Genomic DNA, 23,696 nt, shown 5'->3' on the forward strand with positions numbered 1-23,696 from the left:
CCAGAGTTTACGTCTCATGTAAACCCCGGCCGGTGGACGACGGCCCGCCACTGGGTGGACGACGGCCCGCCGCTGGGTGGACGACGGCCCGCCGCTGGCGAGTCAGACGTGGACGAGGCCCCGAGCCGTCCCGCCGCCCTCGCCGAAGGGGAGGTCAACGTCGAGGCGCGTCCACGCGTCGCCAGCGTCTGTCGTCCGGTAGAGTCCGCGGTTCGACGCGGCGTAGAACGCGCCGGCGTCGTCGCCGGCGGCGAGCACTGGCCGGGTCTGGCCGTCGGCGCCACCGAGGCCGTCCATCGCGCGCTCCCAGGGGTCGTCGCCGCGCTTCCGGTAGACGTACGTGTCCGCGTTCGCCGGCGTGTGCGCGGTCCGAGCGCCCGTCGCGGCGCTCACGAGCCGGACGTCCGGGTCGGCCGGGTCGACCGCGACGCTCCAGCAGTACCGATGCCCGAGCCCGTCCTGGGGGTGCTCCCACGCGTCACCGTGACGGGTGCTCTCGGCGTACCCGTCACCAGCGGCGGCGTACACGCGCCCCGGCGCGTCCTGGTGCGTCGCCATCGAGTGCGTGTCCCGACGCGACCCCGGCGGTCGCTCGCGGAACGACGCAGTCCCATCCGCGACGTCCAGCACGACGAGCGCGCCCGCCTCCACCGCGACCAGCACGCGACCCTCCCGATGTGGGTCCGGCTCCAGCCACCGCACGTGATGCGTGTGCGGTCGCGGCGGGAACGCCCACTCGTCGCTCGACGGCAACTCGACCAGGCCCGAGAGGTGCTGGAAGGAGTCGCCGCCGTCGGTCGACCGGTAGACGCGCGACGGCTCCGTCCCCGCGAACACGACGTCCGGGTCCCACGGCGCCACCGCCACCGCCGTCACGTGCGACGCGTCCGCGCCGTCCACAGGTGGGCCGAGCGCGACCCGCGACCACGACCCGCCACCGTCCGTCGACCGGAACAACCCCTCGCCGGCCGTCCCGACGAACGCGCGTTCCGGCCGTGCCCGCGACGCCGCCACGCACTCCACGCGAACGCCGTCCGCGTCGGCATCGTCGTCCTCGTCAGCAGCGGGCACGAACGCCTCCTCGACCACTGGCACCGACGAGTCGACGACCGCCACGCGACGGTCGGTCGCAAGATACAGCATACCACGACTCACGCGACGCGACCGGAAAAGCGCCGCGCCGTCCGTTCCCCGAGAGATCAGGAGAGGTCGGGGAGGTCGCCGTTCGCGAGGATCTGCGAGGACGCGCCGTCGGGCGTCGTCCAGAGCACGAGCACCTGCTCGCCGTCATCGAATGCACTGGTCTCACCGGTGGTGACCCCGAGCACCCACTCCTCGCCGGGCTGCCAGACGTCACCGGGATGGTTCGTCGTCTCCAGCCACGGGTGCCCGGACGGTGGACTGCCCGCGTACTCGACGGTCACGCGATCCGTGTCGATGTCCTCCCCGCCGTCGTGCTCGATAATGAACTCCTCGTTCGGGTCGTTCCCCCAGCCGTCCGCCGTGCCCTCCTCGGACACGTACCGGAATTCGGCGTCGGGGACCGACGTCGTCGTGTTCGCGCCGAGGACGAACACGCCGATGACCGCGGCCATCGTGACCGTGATTCCGACCATCAGTATCACACCGATGACTGGCGATACCGCGTCGTCGTCCGCGAGCAGGGCCCCGAGTTCCATGGTGGATACACCGGACGGTTGCTCGTCCGTTCGGCTGGAACACACGAACGCTTAGTTAATATAGCTACCGGATATTCGAAATTAAGACGCGAGGGGCGTAGTCATCTGGGTCAGAAGACTGCATGAGAAATCAAGTCGATTTTAATAAACCGAGAGATGGCGGTGCCGTCACCGCAGAACCTCCACCGTCGCCCCGAACGTTCAAACCCGAACGCGCGGCGAACCCGGGCGTGCACTGACCACCGCCCCGGCGCGGCCACGACGGGAGCGCGGCGCACCGCCCGGGGACCCCGAGCGCCGCCTGTTCGCCATCACACCCGCTAGCGACGCTCGGGCCAACACCAACGCTCGTGGCGTCAGCGACGCGACAAGTAGCAGCGACGCGAAAAGGAGAAGTGACGCGAGAAGCTGTCAGTCGTCGGTCGCCGGTGCCGCCTCGACCTCCTCGTCGTCGGCGTGCTCCATGTCGCGCGTCTCCGGTTCCACGCGCTCGCCGCGCGGCCCCTCCGCCTCGACCGCCGGGAGGAGGTCGCGCAGATAGCGGCCCGTGTGGGACGCGTCCGTCCGCGCGAGGTCCTCGGGCGTCCCCTCGGCGACGAGTTCGCCGCCGTTCTCGCCGCCCTCGGGGCCGAGGTCGACGACGTGGTCCGCGTTCTTCACGAGGTCGAGCTCGTGCTCGATGACGACGACCGTGTTGTCGTTGTCGACGAGTCGATGCAGGACGTCGATGAGCTTCTTCTCGTCCGCCGAATGCAGGCCCGTCGTCGGCTCGTCGAGCAAGTAGAGGGTGTTCCCGGAGTCCTTCTTCCCGAGTTCCTCCGCGAGCTTGATGCGCTGGGCTTCCCCGCCGGAGAGCGTCGTCGACGGCTGCCCGAGCCGCATGTACCCGAGGCCGACGTCCTTCAGGAGCTTCAGGCGCCGGCGGAGCTGCCCCGAGGACTCGAAGAAGTCGTACGCCTCGTCGACGCTCATGTCCAGGACGTCCGCGATGGTCGCGTCCTTGTACGTCACGTCCAGCGTCGCGTCGTTGTACCGCGCGCCGTCACAGGCTTCGCAGGGCACGTAGACGTCGCTGAGGAAGTTCATCTCGATCTTCACGGTGCCCTGGCCGCCGCACTCCTCGCAGCGACCGCCCTTGACGTTGAACGAGAACCGGCCCTTCTCGTACCCGCGCTGCTTCGAGAGCTTCGTCTCCGCGAACAGCTCGCGGATGTAGTCGAAGACCCCAGTGTAGGTCGCCGGGTTCGACCGCGGCGTCCGCCCGATGGGGCTCTGGTCGATGAGTCGCACCGTCTCGACGTCCTCGATGCCCGTGATGTCGTCGTGCTCGCCGGGATTCACCGAGGTGTTGTCGTTCATCCGCCGCGCGAGGCCCTTGTAGAGGACGTCGTGCATGAGCGTCGACTTCCCGGAGCCGGACACGCCCGTGATCGCGGTGAACGACCCGAGCGGGAGGTCGACGTCGAGGTCCTTCAGGTTGTGCTGGCGCGCACCCTCGATAGTGAGGAACGCGTCCGCGCTCCGGCGCTGTGCCGGCACGGGAATCTGTTTGCGGCCGGCGAGGAAGTCGCCGGTGACGGAGTTCTCGGTGGAGACGATGTCGTCGTAGTCGCCCTGCGCGACCACTTCGCCACCGCGTTTGCCGGGGCCGGGCCCCATGTCGATGACGTTGTCCGCGCGCCGCATCGTCTCCTCGTCGTGCTCGACGACGATGAGCGTGTTCCCGAGGTCACGGAGTTCCTCGAGCGTGTTCAGGAGGCGATCGTTGTCGCGCTGATGCAGACCGATACTCGGTTCGTCGAGCACGTAGAGCACGCCGACGAGCCCGCTCCCGATCTGCGTCGCGAGCCGGATCCGTTGGGATTCGCCCCCAGACAGGGTCGCGGCTTCCCGGTCGAGCGTGAGGTACTCCAGGCCGACTTCGGTCATGAATCCGAGGCGCGCACGGATCTCCTTGAGGATCTCCTCGGCGATCTTCGTCTCGCGCTCGTTCAGGTTCGCCTCGACGCCGTCGAAGTGCGCGAGCGCGTCCCCGATGCTGAGGCGGTTCACCTCCGCGATGCTCGTGCCGTCCACGAGGACGGCACGGCTCGCGGGCTTGAGCCGGGAGCCGTCACACGCCGGGCACTCGGTGACGCTCATGTAGTCCTCGATGTGGTCGCGCGTCGAGTCCGAGTCAGTCTCCAGGTAGCGGCGTTCGAGGTTCGGGATGACGCCCTCGAAGCGCTTCTCCTTCCGGCGCGTGCCGTTCTTCGTCTGGCGCTTGAACACGACCTCCTCGCTGGTGCCGTAGAGGAACGCCTGCTGGACGTGGTCGTCGAGTTCTTCGAACGGCGTGTCCAGACTCACGTCGAAGTGTTCGGCGACCGCGTCGAGGCGCGTCTGGTAGTACGAGCGATTGTAGCTCCACGCTTCGAACACGTGCTTGAGCGGTTTCGATTCGTCGACGACGACGCGGTCCTCGCTGACCTCCTTCGTCTCGCCGATGCCCTCGCACTCCGGGCACGCGCCGTGCGGGGAGTTGAACGAGAACGACCGCGTCTCTATCTCGGGGATGTCGATCCCGCAGTGCGTACACGCGAGCGCCTCGCTGAGTTCCACGACGAGGCGGTCGTCGGTCTCGGTCTCGTCCGCGTCGTCGCCGGCGTCACCGAGCGCGCCAGTGGAGCGTGCCGCGGACCCACCGAGGGCTTCCGCCGCTCCCTCGGGCGGATCGGGGACGACGACCTTCACGACGCCGTCGGCCTCCTCGAGCACCGTCTCCACGGAGTCCGTGATGCGCGGTCGCGTCTCCGTACTCACCTTGATGCGGTCGACGACGACGTCGATCGTGTGGTCGTAGTTCTCGTCGAGGTCGGGTCGGTCCATCGTGAGGTCGTACGGTTCGCCGTCGACCTCGACGCGGGCGTAGCCGTCGGCGACGAGGCGGTCGAACTCGTCCTCGAACGCGCCCTTCTGGTCGCGGACGACGGGCGCGCAGAGCTTCGCCTTCGTGCCCTCCGGGAGTTCCATGATGCGCGAGACCATCTCCTGCGCGCTCTGCTCGCCGACCTCGCGCCCGCACTCGGGGCAGTGCGGGGTGCCGACGCGAGCGTACAGCAAGCGGAGGTAGTCGTGGAGTTCGGTGACGGTTCCAACAGTGGACCGCGGGTTGTTCGCCGCGGCCTTCTGGTCGATACTGATGGCGGGCGAGAGGCCTTCGACGGTCTCGACCTGCGGTTTGTCCATCTGGCCGAGGAAGTTCCGCGCGTACGCCGACAGCGACTCGATGTAGCGACGTTGCCCTTCGGCGTACACGGTCTCGAACGCGAGCGAGGACTTCCCGGACCCGGAGAGGCCGGTGACGACGTTGAACTGCTCGCGCGGGATCTCGACATCGATGTCCTTGAGGTTGTGTTCTTCCGCGCCACGGACCTCGATGTACTCCTTTGTCATTGGGGGTAGACAGTGACTGCACCAGTGAAGGGTTGTCGGTTGCGTTCGATACGGTGGGGTTCCGCGTCCGGGCAGCCCGTCCATTGGTTTAAGTCGGTTACTCGGGCAAGGGACGGTATGGACACAGATCGTTCCTACGACATCCAGGGCTTGGACCTCGTTGACGACCACTACACGGTCGAGCAGGCGCTCGTCCGGAACAAGTACAAGGCGATGGATTCTCGCGGGAACGTCCTCATCCGCGGGAAGCAGAAGATGTTCAAGATGAAGGAGGAGTTCCCGTTCGTGGACGCGGACGGGAACGAGGTGTTCACGGTGAAAGCGGGCGGCATCATCGACGTCGCCGGGAACTACGTCTTGACGGACGCACGGACCGGCGAGGACCTCGTCATCCTCGACAACGACTACAGCATCTTCCAGGACACGTGGAAGATCCGGGACGCGAAGACGGAGGCGAAGCTCGCGGAGATCAACTCGCGTGGGACGCTCGTCACGCTCGCGCGAAACTTCCTGCCGTTCGGTGGGTGGATTCCGCACAAGTACGAGATCACGGACCGCGACGGCGACCACGTCGGGAGTATCGAGGGCCAGTTCTCGCTGAAGGACCGCTACGAGATCCACATCGACGACGCGAGCGACGTCCCGAAGGAACCCGTCATCGCGGCGGCGATGGTCATCGACGCCATCCAGGGGAACTGACCGAGCGGTCGCCGTCGCGGCCCGACGCGTCCGTTCGGGCGTCAGGCCGCGCGGAGTTCGAGGACGACCTCGCTGCCTTCGGTGGGGTCGCCGAAGGAGACGCCGCCACCGAGCGACCGCGCGACCCACGAGACGACCCAGAGCCCGAGGCCTTCGCCGTGTTCGACGCGCGAGACGGACCGGTCGCCGGTGAGGAGGTCGCGTTCGTGGTCTGGGATGCCGGGGCCGTTGTCGGCGACGACGATGTCGACGCCGCCGGCTTCGGTGGGTTCGACGAGCACCTCGACGACGGGGTCGGGGCGCTGTGCGTGCTCGACGGCGTTCTCGACGAGGTTCTCGACGGCGAGGTCGAGGCGTTCGTCGGCGTTCGCGATCGCTTCCTCGGGCGCGTCGGTGGTGATGGTGGCGTCGGGGTACGTGTCGCGGAGTCTGTCGGCGAGCGACCGCACGTGGTCGGCGACGTTCGTCGGGCCGGTCGTGAACGTCGAGTCCTTCCGGATGACCTGTTCGAGCTGGTGGACCTTGTCGGCGAGTGCGGCGGCGTCCTCGGCGCGACCGATGACGTGCCTGAGGATGCCGACGGCGTCGGGGTCGTCGAGGTCCTCCGCGAGCTGGTCGAGGTACCCGGTGACGATGCCCATGTCGGTGCGGAGGTTGTGCCGGAGGACGCGATGGAGGACCTGAAGGTGCTGTTCGCGGTCGTACTGGTCGGTGATGTCGGTGTAGATACCGAACGCGTGCACGTCGTCGCCGTCGACGTGGTACGGGATGCCTCGGAAGAGGAAGTGGCGGTCGCCGTCGGCGGTCGAGCGCGTGATCTCGGCGCTGACGTTCTCGTCGGCGAGTGCGCGCGCGTCGAGTTCGTCCGCGAGTTCGTCGTCGTCGTCGTTCGGGACGAGGATGTCGTTCACGGGCGTGCCGACGACGTCGGCTTCGTCGTGCCCGAATACGTGCTCGAACGCGGGGTTGACGGAGTCGATGACGGGTTCGCCGTCCTGGAAGCTGGAGTCGATGACGGGGTCGGGGAGGTGCTCGAACAGCGACCGGAAGCGGTCGCGTTCCCGGTCGCGTTCCGCTTCGGCGGCGAGCAGGTCGCTGATGTCGCGGATCGCGCCGATGGTGCCCTGGTAGGTGCCGTCGTCGTCGCGGAGGACGGAGAGTTCGATCTCGGCGGGGATGGGGTCGCCGTCGGCGGTGAGGGCGTCGGCGCGGTACGTGCGCGTGGCGTTCGGGTCGTCGTCCTCGAGGAGGTCGACGATGAGTTCGGTGCCGCGTTCGAGGCCGTCGTCGGGGAAGAACCGGGAGACGTGCGAGCCGAGGACGTCCTCGCGGTCGTAGCCGGAGGCGTCGACGACCTCGTCGCTCGCGAGGACGATGCGGCCGCGTTCGTCGAGGACGTACATCATCTCGCGGACGTTGTCGACGACGGTCTGGTAGAGCGACAGGGTCTGTTCGCGGCGGGCGCGGTCGACGCCGGCGGCGGCGTTCGCGGCGAGTATCTCGGCGAGTTGGACGTCGGCGTCGTCGATGGCGTCGACGCCGTCGGCGCCGACGGCGAGGACGCCGTGGTCGCCGAGCGGGAAGAACATGAGCGCGCAGTCGTCGTGCTCGATGACGGTCGGTTCGCCGCTCTCGTAGACGCGCCCGACGGGTTCTTCGCCGGCGTCGTACGTGGTCTGCCAGTCGTGGTCGTCGGGGCGGGCGGCGGCGAGCGCGAGCGTTCGCGGGTCGTCGTAGGCGTCGTGGACGGCGGCGAGTGCGGTGACGTCGTCGACGAGCCAGACGCTCGCGCGTTCGAAGCTGAGGATGTCGACGGCAGCGTCGGTGACGACGGCGGCGATGGACGCCGGTCGGCGCGTGGTCATGAGTTCGCGGGCGGTGGCGAGGAGGCCGCCGAGCGTCTGGTCGTTTGGGCTGGTGACGCGTGCGTCGGCGTGATGCGTGATGCGTTCGCTGAGGCGCGCTTCAGGGTCCGACCAGACGCCGAGTGGGAGGTATTCGGTTGCGGCGCCGGCGGCGACGGCAGCGGCGAGGTCGTCGTCGGGGTCGCGACTGGTGAGGATGGCGGGGACGCCGGGGTGGCTGGTGGTGAGGCGTTCGAGGAGGCGTCGGCCGCTCGGGCCGTCCGAGCGAGCGTTCGGGCAGACGATGCAGTCGACGCGTGCGGAGCCGAGGACGTCGCTGGCTTCCGATTGCGTGGCGGCGGTGTACACCAGGAGGTCCTCGCGGTCGGTGAGGGCGTGTCGAGTGGTGTCTTCGTCCCCTTGCACGTAGAGGACTGCGGTCTGCGCGCTCATCCGCGTCGCATGTCCCTAGGCGGGGGCGTGACTATGAAAGTGTCTGCCGACGACGGCGGGGTCGGTGGAAGGAGTCGGTTGGCGTGGGTCGGCGTCCCCGCGCCCCACCCGAACCCCGTTGATTGCTCCAGATGCGAGTAAATACTCCACCAGTATTATGGTCGTGCCGCCCCATTCGGGGTGCATGACGCTCTCGACGCTACTCGTCGCGGTCGGCCCCGGTGACGCGGACCGGGTGGACACGCTCGCGACGGCCGTCACCGACGTCGCCGTACCGACCGGCGCTCGCGTGGTGCTCCTGCACGTCTTCGAGGAGGACGACTTCGATGGGGTGCGCGAGCGACTCGACCAGTCCGACGCCAGCCCGACGGCGGCCGCACGCCGCCAGAAGACCGTTCGCGACCTGACGGCGGCGTTCGACGACGCCGACGTGGCGTACGACGTCCGCGGGCGCGTCGGGAACAAGTCCGACGCTATCGTCTCGACGGCGGAGGACGTCGACGCTGACCGCGTGTTCGTCGCGGGCCGCGACCGTTCGCCGACCGGGAAGGCGGTGTTCGGGTCGACCGCGCAGTCCGTGATGCTCTCGGCGCCCTGCCCCGTGACGTTCGTCCGCGCCGGCACGACCTAACCGACCGCGAATCGACGAGACCGACCGCGAATCGACGACCGCGACCACCCGTGTGACTGTTTTACAAGGAGTGCGGTGGAACGTGTCTGCATGGACCACGAGATCCGGAACCGGCCGTCGTTCGCCGCCGTCGAGATAGACCTGAACCAGGGCGAGAGCGTGATGGCCGAGTCCGGCGCGATGGTGTCCCACGAGGACGGCATCAGTATTCGCACGGACCGCGGTGGCGGCGGGCTGATGAAGAACCTGAAGCGCTCGATACTCGGTGGCGAGTCGTTCTTCCGGAACACGTTCACCGCCGACTCCCCTGGTTCGGTCACGTTCGCGCCGCCGCTCCCCGGCGACGTCGTCCAGTACGACCTCGACGGGACGGTGTACCTCCAGAGCGGGTCGTACCTCGCCGCGCACCCCGAGATAGACGTGGACGCGAAGTTCGGGGGCGGGCGGACGTTCTTCGGCGGCGAGGGCCTGTTCCTCCTGAAGTGCTCGGGACTGGGCGAGCTGTTCATGTCGAGCTACGGCGCAGTCGAGGAGAAGGAGTTGCGCGCCGGCGAGGGGTTCACGGTCGACACGGGCCACATCGTCGCGTTCGAGGAGTCGGTCGCCTGGAACGTGCGGAAGGTCGGCGGCCTGAAGTCGACGCTGTTCTCCGGCGAGGGCCTGGTCTGCGACATGGAGGGCCCGGGGACGGTGTGGCTGCAGACGCGGAGCCAGGACGCGTTCCTCTCGTGGCTCGTCCCGCACCTGCCGACGCGCGAGACGAGTAACGGTGGCGTGTCGTTCGAGATGGGTGGCGGCCACTTTGGTGGCGGCGGTCGCGGCGGCAACATCTGACCCGCCCCGGGGCGGGCTCGCGCGGTCGGGCGGGCTCGCGCGGTCGCTGTCGGGGGAGCGTGCGTCGGGCGAGCACCCCACGGCGCACGCTTATGGTGTCAACCATCGTATGGGACGGGTATGGAGTACGAGATACGCAACCGGCCGTCGTTCGCTGCCGTCGAGATCGACCTGAATCAGAGCGAGACCATCATGGCGGAAGCCGGGGCGATGGTATCCCACGAGGACGGCATCGCCATCGAGACGAACCGCGGTGGTGGCGGCCTGATGAAGAACCTGAAGCGGTCCGTGCTCGGCGGCGAGTCGTTCTTCCGGAACACGTTCACCGCCGAGTCGCCGGGGTCGGTGACGCTCGCGCCGCCGCTCCCCGGCGACATCACGCAGTACGACCTCGACGGGACGCTGTTCGTCCAGAGCGGGTCGTATCTGGCGGCGACGCCCGAGATAGACGTGGACACGAAGTTCGGCGGCGGCCGGTCGTTCTTCGGCGGCGAGGGGTTGTTCCTGCTCGAACTCACGGGGACGGGCCCTGTTTTCATGTCGAGCTACGGCGCGGTCGAGGAGCGCGAGCTCGCGGCCGGCGAGCGGTTCGTCGTCGACACCGGCCACATCGTCGCGTTCGAAGGTGGCGTGAACTGGGACGTCAAGAAGGTCGGCGGCCTGAAGTCGACGCTGTTCTCCGGCGAGGGCCTCGTCGCGGAGTTCCAGGGGCCGGGGCGCGTGTGGCTGCAGACGCGGAGCCAGGACGCGTTCCTCTCGTGGCTCATCCCCCAGTTGCCGTCGACGAACAACAGCAACTAGCCCCGGTCGCGGCCCCGAATTACCGGTCGCGCCACCGCCTCGGCGCTCGCTTCTTTCCCGTCCGACCACCGCGAAACTCGATATCGAGTAAATGCTACAGCGTTAAGTGCGCGGGGCTCGGTGACTCGAACGAGAATGGCCACGTACGCGGGCGTCGACCTGGGCGCCACGAACATCCGGGCCGTCGTCGGCGACGCCGAGGGACGCGTCGTCGGGTCGAATCGTCGAGGAACACCGCGCGGACCGACCGGCATCGCCGTCACCGAAGCCGTCCTCGACGCGCTCCGGGGCGCGTGCGCGGACGCCGGCGTCGAGCCGACGGCCGTCGACGCCTGCGGCATCGGCTCCATCGGCCCGCTCGACCTGGCCGAGGGGAGCGTCGAAGACCCCGCGAACCTCCCCGATACCATCGACCGCATCCCGCTCGCCGGCCCCATCGGGCAGCTCGTCGACAGCGACCGCGTCTACCTCCACAACGACACCGCCGCGGGCGTCATCGGCGAACGCTTCCACTCGACGCGGAACCCCGACGACATGGCGTACCTCACGATATCCTCGGGTATCGGTGCGGGCGTCTGCGTCGACGGTCGCGTCGTCGCCGGCTGGGACGGGAACGCCGGCGAGGTCGGGCACTACGTCGTCGACCCGGAAGGCCGCATGACGTGTGGATGCGGGAAGGACGGGCACTGGGAGGCGTACTGTTCGGGCGAGAACATCCCCGGGTACGCGCGACTGCTCGCCGAGGACGACCCGACCGTCGACACCGCGCTCCCGCTCGAGGACCCCGACTTCTCCGCCGCGGACGTCTTCGAGCACGCCGACGACGACGCGTTCGCCGCGCACGTCGTCGACCAGCTCGCGCACTGGAACGCCATCGGCGTCACGAACCTCGTGCACTCGTTCGCGCCCCTCGTCGTGTTCGTCGGTGGCGCGGTCGCGCTCCACAACACCGAGCGCGTCCTCGACCCGATCCGTGACCGCGTCGCGGAGATGGTGATGACGAACGTCCCCGACATCGAGCTGACGACGCTCGGCGACGACGTCGTCGTGAAGGGCGCACTCGCCAGCGCGATGACCGAGGGCACGGGCGACCGCAAGCACCTCACCGCCTGACCAGCACCGCCCGACCACCCCAGGAACGGGTCGCGTCACCATCCCGCACGGTTGCTAAAATCAACGCCGTACATTCGCTATCTTTTAACTATACTGCGTTCTGGGATGTTGGTATGCGACGCAGACAGGTCCTCCGTTCGAGCGCTGGCGCGCTCGCCCTCGCCGGCATCGGCGGGGTCGCGAGCGCAGACGACGCATCGTACGCCCCGAAAGGCGAAGTCGCCGTCGACGGCACGCAGGAGGTCGCGACGACCGACGACGGCAACTACGCCGCCGTCGCCGCCGGGAAGGGCTTCGCTATCGTCGACGTCACCGACCCGGCCGCCCCGAGCGTCGCCGCCGAACGCGGCGCGCTCCTCCAGGAGAACGAGAACGGCCCGATGCAGATGATCGCGGACGTCAAGATCGACGGCGACCGCCTCCTCGTCACCGGGCCGAACGGGTCGTCGCGCGGAGAGCTCGTGAAGGCCGCCCTCCTCTACGACATCAGCGACCCCGCGAACCCCGAGCGTCTCGACGTCCTCGAGGTCGACCACCCCATCCACAACAGCTTCTACGTCGACGGGTACGCGTACCTCACCGTCTCTGACTTCGAGTACGAGGGCGCGAAGATGGTGGACGCGACCGGCGACGAGTTCGAGGTCGTGAACTCGTTCTCCATCGTCGACCACGACGACAAGTGGAGCGACGTCCACGGGTTCCTGCGGTCCTGTCACGACCTCTACGTGCAGGACGACGTCCTGTATCTCGCGCAGTGGGACGCCGGAACGTACATGGTCGACATCAGCGACAAGCAGAACCCGACGGTGCTCGGACGCGCCGGCGGGCTCCCCGCGGACAAGCTCTCGCAGGTCCCCCAGCAGAGCCTCGGCGCGGTCGGCCTGCAGCCGCCGGGGAACAGCCACTACGTCCGGCCGGGCCCGGACGCGAACTACCTCTACAAGGGCGCGGAGTCCTGGGACGCGGACCCGAACGACGACAAGCGCGGCGCGAGCGGTATCACGGTGTTCGACATCTCCGACATGGCGAACCCGAAGGAACTCACGACCATCCACCCGCCGGGCGCGGAGGACGAGACCCGCGGCGGGCAGTTCACGACGAGTCACAACTTCTCGGTTCGCGGCGACCGGTTGTTCTCCTCGTGGTACTACGGCGGCGTGATGGTGCACGACGTGAGCGACCCCGCGAACCCCGAGCGCCTCGCGTGGTGGCGCAAACCCAGCGAGACGATGTTCTGGGGCGCGAAGGCCGCGGGCGACCGCGACCTCTTCGTCGCCGGGAACATGCAGGGGAGCGTGATGACGTTCTCCACGAAGGCCGGCGAGATGGCGGACCCGCCGGGCGCGTTCACGCCGCCGGAGGAGACGAGTCTCGTCACGGACATCGACTGGTCGCAGTACCTCGAGAGCGAGAGCACGACGACCGAGCCGACGACCACGGCGCCGACGACGACCGAGCCGACGACCGAGATGCCGACGACGACCGAGATGCCGACGACGACCGAGATGCCTGACACCGAAACCACCGAATCCAGTGGGTCGCCCGGGTTCGGCGCGCTCGCCGCAGCGGGCGGTCTCGGACTCGGCGCCGCACGCCTCCTCTCGAACACGGACGAGGACGACGAGGAGTAACGCACCGCCCGACCGTCGGTGCCCGACGAGGGCCGCACGGCGATTGCCCGCGACCACCGCCCGCCATCCGTCCGTTCCGTCGAGCGCGACGCGGTTTCTTCCAGCGGCGGGTAGACAGTCTTATGCTCGAAGCTCCGTTGTTCGTGTGCATGGAACACGACCCCTGGTCCCTGCGGCGGCGCGACGTCCTTCGCGCTGGCGCGAGCGCGACGGCAGTGGCGGCGCTCGGAGCGACGGCGAGTGCGACCGAGGCCGGCGCGACCGACGCGACCACCCTGGCGTCGAGCGCGGCGTACGCACCGCGCGGACAGGTCGACATCGACGGTGCCGCGGAGGCCGTGGTGACGCCGGACGGCGAGACGGCGTTCGTCGCGGTCGGGAGCGGGTTCGTGAGCGTGGACGTCTCCGACCCAGCGAACCCGACGGTCGTCGGCGAGGCGGCGGGCCTCCAGAGTCCGGACGGCGAGAACGTCCGCGAGGTCCTGGACGTGAAGTACGACGACGGCCAGTTGCTCGTGCCGACCGCGGCGCAAGGCGGTGGGCCGCGTGGATTCTACCTCTACGACGTCAGCGACCCCGCGAACCCGACGCAGGTCGGTGACTGGTTCCCGACGCCAGAGAGCGGCATCCACAACGCCGCGCTCGTCGACGGCGTCGCGTACCTCACGACGGGTTTCAATCTCGAGGTCGACATCGTCGACGTCTCCGGGGACGCCTTCGAGCGCCTCGCGACGTGGGAGCCCAGCGACTGGAACGAGGACTGGGCGCGCCCCCGGAACGCGCCGCTACACGACCTCTACGTCCAGGACGGCGTCGCGTACTGCGCGTACTGGGACGCCGGCGTGTTCGTCGTCGACGTCTCGGACCCCGCGAACCCGTCGTTCCTCTCGCGCGTCGGCGAGTACACGCTCGAGGAGAACCAGGAACTCACGCAGTCCGCGTACATCGAACCGGGCGGGAACGCTCACTACGTGACGGTGAACGAGGACGCGTCGCTGATGGCCGAAGGCGGGGAGTCCTGGGACCTGGACGCGAGCGACGACTCGGGTGGCCCGTCGGGAATCACGCTCTACGACATCAGCGACGCGGCGAACCCGGAGCGCGTCGGGCACGTCGCGCCGCCGGTGTCGCGGAGCAACGCGTACCGCGGCGGGACGTGGACGACGAGTCACAACTTCGACCTCCGGAACGGCAGGCTGTACGCGTCGTGGTACCAGGGTGGCGTGAGCGTCCACGACGTCTCGGACCCGGCGAACCCGGAGCGCGTCGCGTGGTGGGCGTCGCCGACCGAGCGCGCGTTCTGGACGGCGCGGCTCGCGAAGCCGGGCGAGTTCTTCGTCGCCTCGAGCTACGAGGTGAACGGCACGACCGGCGGGCTGTTGACGTTCCCGGACGTCGCGGGGGAGATGGCGGAGAAGCCGAGCGAGGTGGCGTGGACTCGCGAGGAACTGGAGGCGCGAGCGCCGGCGACGACGACGGAGCCGACGACGACCACGACCACGGCGCCCACGACGACCGAACCGACGACCGCCGAACCGACCACGGCGATGCCCGAGGAGGCGCCGACGACCACGACCGAGGACGCGAGCGGGTCGACGCCCGGGTTCGGCGTGCTCGCTGCACTCGCCGGCCTCGGCGTCGGGGCGAGCCGCCTGCTCCGGTCGCGCGACGACGACGCCTGACGCGAGGCCGCGTCGTCGGGACGCCCGGGGCCGCAGCGTCGTCCCGGCGGGCGGTCTATCACGGTCGTTCCAGACGAATCGTGCGACTGATACCCAAACGTTATCCTCGCGCGCAGGCTACCCAGAAGCAATGAGTACGGACGCGACCGACGCCGACGCGACCGAGGAGGCGCTCCGGGAGCGCGTCGAGACGTGGCTCACGAAGCAGATGCCGATCATCCAGATGCACGGCGGCACGAGCGCCGTCCGCGAAGCCGACCCCGAGACGGGCGAGGTCATCGTGGAACTCGGCGGCGGCTGCAAGGGCTGCGACGTCGCGAACATCACCACCGGGAACATCGAAGCGGAACTCCTGACGTGGGAGGAGATCGAGGACGTCACCGTCCGCGTCCCCGACGCCGGCGAGAGCCTCGGCGTCGACCAGGCCGAATCCATCATGGGCGTCGACCGCACCGAAGGCGGCCGCGGCGACTGGGGCTCCTCGAACCCCGGCAAGGACTCCTTCTAAGAGCTTCGGAGCCATCGCTCGCGGACGGTTCCGAGCGCGCCAGCGAGAACGAGCGACGCCGTCGGTCAGTCTCGGCCGAGTTTCTCGCGGCTGATCTTCACGCCCGTCGGGGTGACGATGAGCTGGTCGTCGCCCTTCTGGACGATGTCGCCGCCGACCTCGTCGGCGACCTGTCGGAGTTCGTCGACGATGTGTTCGACGGTGCGGTCCTCGGTGCGGAGGCGCGTGATGTCCGCGATGACGAGGTCGCCGTCGTAGACGGCGTCCTTGATGTCGATGGCGTCGGCCTGGCCGTCCACCTCGGCGATGTGTACCTGCATCGCGGCGCCGTCGGAGGCGGCGGCGTCGAAGTCGCCGACGTCGAGTTCCACGTAGTCCTCGGTGCTGCGTTCGTCGCGGCCGCCGAGGATCTTGCTCATGAAGCCCATACCGGAGTAGGTTCCACGGCAACCGTATAGTTCTTGCGTCAAGGTCCGTGGAACGTGGCCGAGGGCGCGGCGGTGAGCGACGACGAAGGAGCGAAGGTCTCGGTGGCTCGAATCGTTCGAAGCGGCCGCAGGGCGGGCGCTCCAGAAGGTTCTTGTCCAGCTCCGGAGTGGTTGTGCGTATGCGGCAGTCTCGGTTCGCGTGGTTCGGCGTGGTCGAGTTGCTCCTGGCAGCTGCACTACTCGCGGTCTTCGGGCCGGTCGTGCTGACGACGACGGCGGTCGTCCCGCTCGTCGTGGTCTCGGGCATCCTCGCGATTCTCGCTGCCCGGTACGCCGTCATCGAGGTCGCCGGCGTGAGTGTCACGTGGCGCTCGCTCGTCGGCGCCTCCTACCTCGCGTTCGCCGTGATGTGGCCGCTCATCTACGGCCCGACCGTCCTGTTCGGCGACCCGGTCGCGGAGGACTACCTCATGTTCGTCGTCGCCGTCGTGTCCGCCGGCTGTTTCCTGTTCTTCGGCATCGACATCGCTCGCGGCGGCCGGCATTTCGACGTCACTGGCGACGTCGACCGCGTGCTCTCGCTGTGAGGTCGGTCGTCGACGCCGTTCAGCGCCCCCTCGAAAAGCTCTTGTCCGTTCTCCGAGACGTCGACGGTATGCGTCAGTCCCTGTTCGCGTGGTTCGGCGTCCTCCTCCTGCTCGTCCCGGCCGCGTTCGCCGCCATGTTCGGGTGGCGAGCGGCCCTCGGCCAGTCGACGATGCCGCTGTTCGCCGTCGCCGGCGTGCTCGCCGTGCTCGCCGGGCGCGTCGCCGCCGTCGAACTCGGGGGCGTCAGCGTCTCCTGGCGGTACCTCCTCGGCAGCGCGTACGGCCTAGTCGCGGTCGGTAACCTCCTCGGCGTCCCCGCCACGCTCTCGGCCGCCGACGCCACGGCAGGCCTCGTCTCGGCGGGTGCGGCGGTCGTGGTCTCGCTCTGCATCGGGTTCATGGGCATCGACATCGCTCGCGACGGCCGGCACTTCGAGATACGCGGGAACGTCGAGCGCGTCCTCTCGCTCTGAGCGACTCCGCGGGCGCGGTGACGGACTGCCGCGGGACGGACGCTTTTGTCCCGCGGGACGGTACCGGTGCGCATGACGTTCAGCATCTGCGTTCGCGAGACGTACGAGGACGACGACGGCGACGAGCAGACGCGGTTCGGCGTGGCGGTGACGACGCGGTTGCCGGGCGTGGGGACGATGTGTCCGTTCGTCTCCGAGCACGGCGCGGTCGCCACGCAGAGCCTCGTGAACGAGCGCCTCGGCCGGAAGGGCGTCGAGTACCTCGACGACGGCCTCGGGGTCGAGGACGCACTCCAGTCGCTGCTGAACGCGGACGCCAACGCGCCCGCTCGACAGCTCCACGGCGTCGGCCGCGACGGCGAGTTCGCGTTCAGCGGCGACGAGTGCATGGACCACTACGACGACGTCGTCGGCGACGGCTACACGGTCGCGGGGAATCTCCTCACCGGCTCCGAAGTGCTCGAAGCGACGAGCGACGTCTACGAGGGCACGCGCGACGACGACCGCCCGCTCGCCTTGCGGCTCATCGACGCGCTCGAAGCCGGCCACGAGGAAGGCGGCGACAAGCGCGAGGACCTCACCGTCCAATCCGCCGCCGTCAAGGTCGCGACGACCGAGGACCGCGAACCGGAACCGTACTACGACGACCTCCGCGTCGACGCCACCGAAACGCCGCTCGCCGACCTCCGAGAGACCTACGAGTACGCGAAGCAAGGGTACGAGGCGGCGCTGGAGAAGTACGGCGACGCCTACGAGGACGACGACATGGACGCCGCGGAGGAGTAGTCGGCTCACCCGCGAGCGAAAGGACGGCGTCCAGCAACCCGTTCAGACGTCGAACTCGTAGAGGTCGTCGCCGACGTGGTGGACGCTCTCGACGACCTTGCCCTCGCTGCCGACCATGTCGTCGCCGTCGACGAGCGCGCGCCCGATGGCGAGGACCTTCCCGTGGGACTCCTCGGCGATGGCGACGAGGTCGCCCTCGCTGATGGCGTCGTCCGCCTCGACGATACCGGGCCGCATGACGTCCGCGCCGTTCGAGACGAACGAGATGGCGCCCGCGTCGACCGTGACGACGCGCGTCGCCGGCGGGTGCTCGTTCGCGCCCGAGACGGTCAGGAACGGTTCCTCCTCGACGTAGAGGACGTCCGGCTCGCCGTCGACGAGCACGACGTCGAACTCGCTGTCCTCGATCTCGACGAGCTCGTACGCGTCGCCGTCCAGGTCGACACCGAGTGCGTCACTGACGGCGTCCTCGACCTCGCGTACGTCGTCGCTCCGGAGGTGATGCCGGGACTTGACTTCCATACGAGAAGCCCTCGACAGCGACCGGCTTAAAGGACGCGTCTCGCGGTCTCGGTGCGTGTCGGAGTCGTCGCGTTGCGCGATTCGAAACACCGGGCGAAAGTACAAGTCCCGGGGCGCCGTCGCTTCGCGTATGTGGCGGTCAGGGAGCAGTTCGGGGAGTGACCCGGTCGCGTGCGTGGCGTGCGGGACGGAAGTGCCGCGGGACGACGCACGCGAGTACGACAAGCACGGGGACCGCTGGGAGCGCAACGGGAAAGCGTTCGAGTACCTCTGCAAGCCGTGCTTCCGACGTGAGTGCCATCAGCCCCGCGACGAACTCGAATCGCTGCTCGTGGACCTCGACGCGGGCGAGGGCCTGAGCGACGACGAGTTCCTCGCGGCGTACGTCGAGGCGGTCCACGAGCGCTACGGGAAGGTCGAGGAGTAACCGGTCGACGAGCGCTACGGGAAGGTCGAGGAGTAGCCGCTCGCGTTCGCTTCTCGCGGACTCACGGCCCCGTCAGAGGCCGGTGTCCGCGGTCTCGTTCCGCATCGTCCCGAGGAACTGCATGAAGTCGGTGCCGCCGGTGCCGGTGGCGTCGCCGGTGGCGGCGACGATGTACTGGACGACCTGCGAGAGGTGTATCTTCCGGAAGTCGTGGAGCGCGTCGATGGCGTCGTTGTACGCGTCGACGAGCGCCGGGTCGCTGTCCGCGACGTACTCGCGGAGGCCCGTGGCTGCCTCGAAGCCGGCGACGAGCGCGCGATGCTCGGGCGGCATGTACTCGCGCATGTCCCGGAGATGGTCGAGGAGGCTCGTGGCGGCGTGGTCGACGTCGAGCGCGCCGTCGAGCGCGGGGAGGACGCTGCTCTGCGCGCCGCTGCCGCCGCGGTACGATTGCGGGCCGTCGAGGGCGTCGACGCCCTCGTAGACGACGTCGTCGAACCCGTCGAAGTACGGGCGGTAGTCGGTCGCGAACACCGCGGGGTCGTTCCCTTCGGTCATGCGCTGCATGATGCGCGTGCACTCGCCGAGGGACTCCGCTATCTCGCGGCACGCCGCCTCGACGAGCGCGCGGTCGTCGTCGTGGACGCCCTGGTAGGCGTCGCCGGCGGCGACGAGCGCGCGGCCAGCGGCGGCTTCGATGGCGACGTGGACCGCGTAGAACCAGCGTTCGTCGTCGAGGTCGGTGAACGAGACGACGGCGTCGACGTTGTCGACCGCGAACCCCTCGCTCGGGTCGCGGAGGTGCCAGTTGTGGAGGCCCTGCGTGTCGTACGCAAGCATCGGTTTCTGGTCGAGGCGGTCGCTGGCCTCGTAGAGGCCGACGGCGAGCCCCGGCGGTATCGAGTCGACGGGGTCGGCGTCGATGACGTGGACGTGCGCGCTGGCGAGGAATCCCGTGACCTGCCGGAGTCGGACGACCTGTCGCTGGGTGAGGTCGTCGACGATCGCGGGGTCGATGGGGTCGAGTGCGCGCGTGCGGTCGCGGAGCGTGCCGTCTTCGAGATGCGCCGGGAGTGCGTCGGCGAGCGCGTCGAGTGCGTCGAGCGCGTCGGCGGCGCCGGGTGGGACTGGGTCGTCGCTGAACGAGACGAGCGGGTCGTCGTCCGGGAGGAACCCGCGGGCGCGACTGACGCCGTGCGCTCGCGGGTCCGGGAACGACCCGGTTTCTGCATCCATACTCCACACATAGGACGCATGGGGCCAATCAAACTTCCCGGCGACGTCCGTGCGAGAACCACCAGAAGGGACGGGTAGCGTGCAGGTTCGTACGTCGAGGGCCGGTTCTGCCATCGAGCCGGAGTGACGGGGCGTCTTCGACACCGGTCAGCGCACGATATCGTCGACGGCGTCGGCGACCTCGTCGAAGGCGTCGGCGGCGAGGGCGACCTCGTCGACGACGCTACAGAAGCCGTGTGCGAGCGTCGGGTAGTGAGCGTGCGTGACGGGGACGCTGGCGTCGGCGAGCGCGTCGACGTACGCGGCGGCCTCGTCGCGGAGGACGTCGACGCCGGCGGTGGCGACGACCGCGGGCGGGGCGTCCGCGAGCAGGCGCTCGGGCGCACCGAGTGGGACGGCGAAGGGATTGTGTGCGTCGACGGGACTCCGGAGGTAGTGACGCCACCCCCACGCGACGTCGGCGGTCGACAGCAGCGCCGCGTCGTCGTGCTCGTCGTAGGACGCGCGACGGCCGTCGTCGGTTGGCGCGCTCGGGCCGTCGAACGCGCTCTCGGCGGACAGCATCGGGTACAGAAGCACCTGGACGTCGAGGTCGACGCCCGCGTGGCCGGCGCGGAGCGCGGTCGCGGCCGTGATTCCGCCGCCCGCGCTCGTCCCCGCCACGCCCACGCGCTCCGTGTCCGCGCCGAAGGCGTCTGCGTGCTCGCGCGCCCACTCGACGACCGCGAACGCGTCGTCGACCGCCGCCGGGAACGGGTGCTCGGGCGCGAGCCGGTAGTCGACCGAGAGCACGACGCGACCGGTGCGCGCGGCGAGCTCCCGGCAGACGTCGTCCGCGGAGTCGAGCGTCCCGAGCACGAACACGCCGCCGTGCGCGAACACGAGCACGCCCGGGTCGCCCTCGACCCCGGCGTCGCGCTGCTGGCGAGCAGTGGGGCGGTACGCGCGAACCGGAATCGAGTGCTCGCCGGATTCCGCCCCGTCACCCGAGCCCTCGACCGCGAAGTCGCGGACCGTCGTCATCTCGGGACCGCCGCCCGCGCCGAACAACTCGTCCTCGAGGCGACGAGCAGCGTCGACCGCCATCGAGTGCCACGGCGGCAAGCCCGTCTCGGCGAACGACTCGACGACCGCCGCGAACTCCGCGTCCAACTCCCCGCCCTCGGCATCGGTCATACGCGTCGCGTCGCCCGGCGACGACCTAAACCCACCGCCGTCGACGCAGTCCTCGGGCGTCAGCGCCGACGACGGCGCACCACCGAAATCGGTACGTGCCCGCCCGTCGTGCTCGCCAGTATGGACGACTCCGACGCGACGAGCGCGCTCGAACGCGCCAAGGAACGCGACGCCGACGACGAACTCGCCGAGTTCCGCGAGCGCTTCGACGTCCCCGACGAGTACTACATGGACGGGAACTCGCTCGGCCCCATCTCCACGGACGCCGCGGACAGCCTCGAGAACGCCGTCAGCGAGTGGCGCGAGCTCGGCATCCGCGGATGGACGGAGTCCGACCCCGAGTGGTTCCACTACGGCGAACGCATCGGCGCGAAGCTCGCGCCGCTCGTCGGCGCCCGCGAGAGCGAGGTCGTCGTCGCGGACTCGACGACCGTCAACATCCACAAGCTCGTCGGGTCGTTCCTCGACGCGCGCGACGACGACCAGCCACCGGGCGTCCTCGCGAACGACCTCGACTTCCCGACCGACCACTACGCGATGGCCGCCCAGCTCCGCCAGCGCGGCCTCGACCCCGACGAGCACCTCCTGCGCGTCGAATCCGCGGACGGCCGCACCATCGACGCGGACGCCGTCGTCGACGCCATCGAAGAGAACGACGTCGGTATCGTGTTCATGCCGAGCGTGCTCTACCGGAGCGGCCAGCTCCTCGACGTCGAACGCATCACGGAAGCCGCCCACGAGCACGGCGCGTACGCCGGGTTCGACCTCGCGCACTCCGTCGGCGTCGTCCCGCACGACCTCCACGACGTCGGCGTGGACTTCGCGGTCTGGTGTAGCTACAAGTACCTGAACGCCGGTCCGGGCGCCATCGCGGGCCTGTACGTCCACGAGCGCCATCACGACGTCGAGCCGGCGCTCGCGGGCTGGTGGGGCAACGACAAGGAGACGATGTTCGACATGGCACTCGACTTCGACCCGGCGCCCGACGCGGGCCGCCACCAGGTCGGGACCGTGCCCGTGCTGTCGGCGGCGCCGCTCGACGGCGCGCTCGACGTCGTCCGCGACGCCGGCATCGACGCCATCCGCGAGAAGTCCGTCGCCCTCACCGAGTTCATGATCGCGCTCGTCGACGACCGCCTCGCCGAGCACGGCGTCGACGTCGGGACGCCCCGCGACCCCGAGCGCCGCGGCGGGCACGTCGCGCTCGAACACGAGGAAGCGTACCGGCTCAGTGAAGCGCTCCGCGACCACGGCGTCGTCACCGACTTCCGCCAGCCGAACGTCGTCCGCGTCGCCCCCGCACCGCTCTACGTCGGGTTCGAGGACGTCCACGACGTCGTGCACATCATCGAGGACATCCTCGAAACCCGCGAGTACGAAACGTACGACCGACAGAGCGGCGGGGTGACGTGACCGGAGTCGGCTCGGCGCGCTCGAGGCGAGACACCCGGTCGCAGCCACGGGCGGCAGATTCATGCTATCACGGCCCTTGAGAGTGTCAATGAACCGCACGGAGGGTGGGGCGATTTGACTGCGGCCGACGGCGAGTTACGCGTCCTGCACGTGGACGACGACCCGGCCATCGCCGAACTCGCGGCCACGTTTCTGCAGCGGGAGAACGACCGGCTCGACATCGAAGTCCTGACCGCGGCGAGCGACGGCTGCGAGTACCTCAGCGAGCACGACGTCGACGGCATCATCTCCGACTACGAGATGCCGGGCGCGAACGGCCTCGAGTTCCTCCAGTCCGTCCGCGAACACGACCCCGACATCCCGTTCATCCTCTACACGGGGAAAGGCAGCGAGGAGGTCGCGAGCGCCGCCATCTCCGCCGGCGTCACCGACTACCTCCAGAAGGAGACCGGGACCGACCAGTACGCGCTCCTCGCGAACCGCCTCACGAACGCCATCCAGCACCAGCGCGCGACCGTCGCGCGCCGCCGCCAGCTCGCCGCCATCGAGCGCGCCCGCGAAGGCATCAGTATCCTCGACACCGACGGCGAGTTCGTGTACGTCAACGACGCGTACGCCGACCTCTACGGGTACGCGCCCACGGAGATGCTCGGCGAGCACTGGTCGCTCATCTACGTCGACGACGAGATCCCATTCGCCGAAGACGTCATCCTCCCGACCGTCGACCGCGACGGCTACTGGGAAGGCGAGACCACCGGCCTCAGAGCGGACGGGTCGACGTTCCCCGAGGACCACGTCGTCTCCGCGACCGAACACGGCGAACTCGTCTGCACCATCCGCGACGCCACGACCACTCGAACCCCCGACGTCGCCGAGCGCGACGACGTCGACCACCGCTACTCCAAGACCATCCTCGACACGTTCGACGACCCAGTGTACGCGCTCGACGCCGACGGCCACTTCACGTACGTCAACGCCGCGTTCGCCGACCTCGTCGGGTACGACCCCGACCACCTCCTCGACAGCGACGCCACCCTCGTCACCGACACCCGAACCCTCGACGCCGTCGACCAAGCACTCACCGCACGCCCCGAGACCGACACCCCCGACGCACACACCAAACACACCATCGACGTCGACATCACCCCCCGCAACGGCGACCCCATCCACTGCCAAGCAGACCTCACACCACTCGCCACCCCCGACGGCACCCCCGACGGCACCGCCACCCGCCTCCACATCCACACCCCCTAACTGACACCACCACACCGCGGAAGGGCCTCGACAGTCGCGGACGACGTCGCTCGCGCCATCGGCGCTTCCCGACGCCCCGCCACC

Annotated in this window: 22 protein-coding genes; 14 read left to right on the plus strand and 8 right to left on the minus strand. The window is 69.2% G+C overall.

Translation table 11 applies throughout. The features are described 5' to 3' along the window. Window positions 1–102 precede the first annotated feature (102 nt). The 3 genes from VYJ16_RS03400 to uvrA form a co-directional block, all read right to left on the minus strand. Window positions 103–1,143, minus strand: a complete 1,041-nt coding sequence (locus VYJ16_RS03400) for a beta propeller repeat protein (RefSeq protein ID WP_336348906.1) — start codon at window positions 1,141–1,143, stop codon at window positions 103–105. A 56-nt stretch (window positions 1,144–1,199) separates the two neighbouring features. After that, complete coding sequence (locus VYJ16_RS03405; protein WP_336348907.1) at window positions 1,200–1,679, minus strand: type IV pilin N-terminal domain-containing protein; 480 nt, start codon at window positions 1,677–1,679, stop codon at window positions 1,200–1,202. 411 nt (window positions 1,680–2,090) lie between these two features. Then, the gene (uvrA, locus tag VYJ16_RS03410) at window positions 2,091–5,114 is read right to left on the minus strand and encodes an excinuclease ABC subunit UvrA (protein ID WP_336348908.1); all 3,024 of its coding nucleotides are present in this window, start codon (window positions 5,112–5,114) and stop codon (window positions 2,091–2,093) included. Window positions 5,115–5,231: 117 nt separating this feature from the next. Here uvrA and VYJ16_RS03415 point away from each other — a divergent pair, with 117 nt between their 5' ends. Then, window positions 5,232–5,813 carry an LURP-one-related/scramblase family protein gene (locus VYJ16_RS03415; RefSeq protein ID WP_336348909.1) on the plus strand — a complete coding sequence of 194 codons (582 nt, stop codon included), beginning with the start codon at window positions 5,232–5,234 and terminating at the stop codon, window positions 5,811–5,813. A 41-nt stretch (window positions 5,814–5,854) separates the two neighbouring features. Here VYJ16_RS03415 and VYJ16_RS03420 read toward each other — a convergent pair whose 3' ends face one another. Next, window positions 5,855–8,110: a PAS domain S-box protein gene (locus VYJ16_RS03420; RefSeq protein WP_336348910.1), complete on the minus strand. Its 2,256-nt coding sequence runs from the start codon at window positions 8,108–8,110 to the stop codon at window positions 5,855–5,857. Between the two features lie 184 nt (window positions 8,111–8,294). Here VYJ16_RS03420 and VYJ16_RS03425 point away from each other — a divergent pair, with 184 nt between their 5' ends. The 7 genes from VYJ16_RS03425 to VYJ16_RS03455 all read left to right on the plus strand — a co-directional run bounded on the left by VYJ16_RS03425 (window position 8,295) and on the right by VYJ16_RS03455 (window position 15,310). Beyond that, window positions 8,295–8,741, plus strand: coding sequence for a universal stress protein (locus tag VYJ16_RS03425; protein ID WP_336348911.1), 447 nt, complete (start codon window positions 8,295–8,297; stop codon window positions 8,739–8,741). Between the two features lie 90 nt (window positions 8,742–8,831). Further along, window positions 8,832–9,575, plus strand: coding sequence for a TIGR00266 family protein (locus VYJ16_RS03430; RefSeq protein WP_336348912.1), 744 nt, complete (start codon window positions 8,832–8,834; stop codon window positions 9,573–9,575). A gap of 120 nt (window positions 9,576–9,695) precedes the next feature. Next, window positions 9,696–10,376 (plus strand): TIGR00266 family protein, encoded by a 681-nt coding sequence (locus tag VYJ16_RS03435; protein WP_336348913.1) that lies wholly within the window; start codon window positions 9,696–9,698, stop codon window positions 10,374–10,376. A 135-nt stretch (window positions 10,377–10,511) separates the two neighbouring features. Further along, window positions 10,512–11,489 (plus strand): ROK family protein, encoded by a 978-nt coding sequence (locus tag VYJ16_RS03440; RefSeq protein WP_336348914.1) that lies wholly within the window; start codon window positions 10,512–10,514, stop codon window positions 11,487–11,489. A gap of 113 nt (window positions 11,490–11,602) precedes the next feature. Then, on the plus strand, window positions 11,603–13,120 hold the full coding sequence (locus tag VYJ16_RS03445; RefSeq protein WP_336348915.1) for an LVIVD repeat-containing protein: 1,518 nt from the start codon (window positions 11,603–11,605) through the stop codon (window positions 13,118–13,120). A gap of 149 nt (window positions 13,121–13,269) precedes the next feature. Beyond that, a complete protein-coding gene (locus tag VYJ16_RS03450) occupies window positions 13,270–14,802 on the plus strand; it encodes an LVIVD repeat-containing protein (RefSeq protein WP_336348916.1) in 1,533 nt (510 codons plus the stop codon). A gap of 130 nt (window positions 14,803–14,932) precedes the next feature. Next, window positions 14,933–15,310: a NifU family protein gene (locus VYJ16_RS03455; protein WP_336348917.1), complete on the plus strand. Its 378-nt coding sequence runs from the start codon at window positions 14,933–14,935 to the stop codon at window positions 15,308–15,310. Between the two features lie 65 nt (window positions 15,311–15,375). Here VYJ16_RS03455 and VYJ16_RS03460 read toward each other — a convergent pair whose 3' ends face one another. Further along, on the minus strand, window positions 15,376–15,738 hold the full coding sequence (locus VYJ16_RS03460; protein ID WP_227132251.1) for a cell division protein SepF: 363 nt from the start codon (window positions 15,736–15,738) through the stop codon (window positions 15,376–15,378). A gap of 179 nt (window positions 15,739–15,917) precedes the next feature. Between VYJ16_RS03460 and VYJ16_RS03465 the strand changes: the two genes are divergently transcribed. The 3 genes from VYJ16_RS03465 to VYJ16_RS03475 all read left to right on the plus strand — a co-directional run bounded on the left by VYJ16_RS03465 (window position 15,918) and on the right by VYJ16_RS03475 (window position 17,584). Continuing rightward, window positions 15,918–16,325, plus strand: a complete 408-nt coding sequence (locus VYJ16_RS03465) for a DUF7994 family protein (RefSeq protein ID WP_336348918.1) — start codon at window positions 15,918–15,920, stop codon at window positions 16,323–16,325. Between the two features lie 68 nt (window positions 16,326–16,393). Beyond that, window positions 16,394–16,798 (plus strand): DUF7994 family protein, encoded by a 405-nt coding sequence (locus VYJ16_RS03470; protein ID WP_336348919.1) that lies wholly within the window; start codon window positions 16,394–16,396, stop codon window positions 16,796–16,798. A 72-nt stretch (window positions 16,799–16,870) separates the two neighbouring features. Then, window positions 16,871–17,584 carry a DUF1028 domain-containing protein gene (locus VYJ16_RS03475; protein WP_336348920.1) on the plus strand — a complete coding sequence of 238 codons (714 nt, stop codon included), beginning with the start codon at window positions 16,871–16,873 and terminating at the stop codon, window positions 17,582–17,584. A gap of 42 nt (window positions 17,585–17,626) precedes the next feature. On the opposite strand, the gene VYJ16_RS03480 is transcribed toward VYJ16_RS03475, so the two are convergent. Beyond that, on the minus strand, window positions 17,627–18,106 hold the full coding sequence (locus tag VYJ16_RS03480; protein WP_336348921.1) for an RNA-binding protein: 480 nt from the start codon (window positions 18,104–18,106) through the stop codon (window positions 17,627–17,629). A gap of 130 nt (window positions 18,107–18,236) precedes the next feature. Between VYJ16_RS03480 and VYJ16_RS03485 the strand changes: the two genes are divergently transcribed. After that, a complete protein-coding gene (locus VYJ16_RS03485) occupies window positions 18,237–18,533 on the plus strand; it encodes a DUF7562 family protein (protein ID WP_336348922.1) in 297 nt (98 codons plus the stop codon). A gap of 72 nt (window positions 18,534–18,605) precedes the next feature. Here the strand turns inward: VYJ16_RS03485 and VYJ16_RS03490 are convergent, their stop codons facing one another. Together VYJ16_RS03490 and VYJ16_RS03495 are read right to left on the minus strand one after the other, a co-directional pair. Further along, window positions 18,606–19,769: a PrnB family protein gene (locus tag VYJ16_RS03490; protein WP_336348923.1), complete on the minus strand. Its 1,164-nt coding sequence runs from the start codon at window positions 19,767–19,769 to the stop codon at window positions 18,606–18,608. 147 nt (window positions 19,770–19,916) lie between these two features. Next, window positions 19,917–20,945, minus strand: a complete 1,029-nt coding sequence (locus VYJ16_RS03495) for an alpha/beta hydrolase (RefSeq protein ID WP_336348924.1) — start codon at window positions 20,943–20,945, stop codon at window positions 19,917–19,919. Window positions 20,946–21,065: 120 nt separating this feature from the next. On the opposite strand from VYJ16_RS03495, the gene kynU reads away from it, so the two are divergent. After that, entirely contained in the window at window positions 21,066–22,358 is a 1,293-nt protein-coding gene (kynU, locus tag VYJ16_RS03500; protein ID WP_336348925.1) for a kynureninase, read from the plus strand. A gap of 114 nt (window positions 22,359–22,472) precedes the next feature. Continuing rightward, entirely contained in the window at window positions 22,473–23,612 is a 1,140-nt protein-coding gene (locus VYJ16_RS03505; RefSeq protein ID WP_336348926.1) for a PAS domain-containing response regulator, read from the plus strand. Window positions 23,613–23,696 lie beyond the last annotated feature (84 nt).

It is taken from the genome of Halorubellus litoreus (assembly GCF_037081675.1).
In the GTDB taxonomy this organism is placed as follows: domain Archaea; phylum Halobacteriota; class Halobacteria; order Halobacteriales; family Natrialbaceae; genus Halorubellus; species Halorubellus litoreus.

Coding starts and splice junctions, on each gene's coding strand:
- VYJ16_RS03490 (WP_336348923.1), bottom strand. CDS start 19,769: ATGGATGCAGAAACCGGGTCGTTCCCGGACCCGCGAGCGCACGGCGTC.
- VYJ16_RS03425 (WP_336348911.1), top strand. CDS start 8,295: ATGACGCTCTCGACGCTACTCGTCGCGGTCGGCCCCGGTGACGCGGAC.
- VYJ16_RS03405 (WP_336348907.1), bottom strand. CDS start 1,679: ATGGAACTCGGGGCCCTGCTCGCGGACGACGACGCGGTATCGCCAGTC.
- VYJ16_RS03440 (WP_336348914.1), top strand. CDS start 10,512: ATGGCCACGTACGCGGGCGTCGACCTGGGCGCCACGAACATCCGGGCC.
- VYJ16_RS03470 (WP_336348919.1), top strand. CDS start 16,394: ATGCGTCAGTCCCTGTTCGCGTGGTTCGGCGTCCTCCTCCTGCTCGTC.
- VYJ16_RS03415 (WP_336348909.1), top strand. CDS start 5,232: ATGGACACAGATCGTTCCTACGACATCCAGGGCTTGGACCTCGTTGAC.
- VYJ16_RS03445 (WP_336348915.1), top strand. CDS start 11,603: ATGCGACGCAGACAGGTCCTCCGTTCGAGCGCTGGCGCGCTCGCCCTC.
- VYJ16_RS03485 (WP_336348922.1), top strand. CDS start 18,237: ATGTGGCGGTCAGGGAGCAGTTCGGGGAGTGACCCGGTCGCGTGCGTG.
- VYJ16_RS03450 (WP_336348916.1), top strand. CDS start 13,270: ATGGAACACGACCCCTGGTCCCTGCGGCGGCGCGACGTCCTTCGCGCT.
- VYJ16_RS03455 (WP_336348917.1), top strand. CDS start 14,933: ATGAGTACGGACGCGACCGACGCCGACGCGACCGAGGAGGCGCTCCGG.
- VYJ16_RS03465 (WP_336348918.1), top strand. CDS start 15,918: ATGCGGCAGTCTCGGTTCGCGTGGTTCGGCGTGGTCGAGTTGCTCCTG.
- VYJ16_RS03460 (WP_227132251.1), bottom strand. CDS start 15,738: ATGGGCTTCATGAGCAAGATCCTCGGCGGCCGCGACGAACGCAGCACC.
- VYJ16_RS03495 (WP_336348924.1), bottom strand. CDS start 20,945: ATGACCGATGCCGAGGGCGGGGAGTTGGACGCGGAGTTCGCGGCGGTC.
- VYJ16_RS03430 (WP_336348912.1), top strand. CDS start 8,832: ATGGACCACGAGATCCGGAACCGGCCGTCGTTCGCCGCCGTCGAGATA.
- VYJ16_RS03435 (WP_336348913.1), top strand. CDS start 9,696: ATGGAGTACGAGATACGCAACCGGCCGTCGTTCGCTGCCGTCGAGATC.
- VYJ16_RS03475 (WP_336348920.1), top strand. CDS start 16,871: ATGACGTTCAGCATCTGCGTTCGCGAGACGTACGAGGACGACGACGGC.
- VYJ16_RS03480 (WP_336348921.1), bottom strand. CDS start 18,106: ATGGAAGTCAAGTCCCGGCATCACCTCCGGAGCGACGACGTACGCGAG.
- kynU (WP_336348925.1), top strand. CDS start 21,066: ATGGACGACTCCGACGCGACGAGCGCGCTCGAACGCGCCAAGGAACGC.
- VYJ16_RS03420 (WP_336348910.1), bottom strand. CDS start 8,110: ATGAGCGCGCAGACCGCAGTCCTCTACGTGCAAGGGGACGAAGACACC.
- uvrA (WP_336348908.1), bottom strand. CDS start 5,114: ATGACAAAGGAGTACATCGAGGTCCGTGGCGCGGAAGAACACAACCTC.
- VYJ16_RS03400 (WP_336348906.1), bottom strand. CDS start 1,143: ATGCTGTATCTTGCGACCGACCGTCGCGTGGCGGTCGTCGACTCGTCG.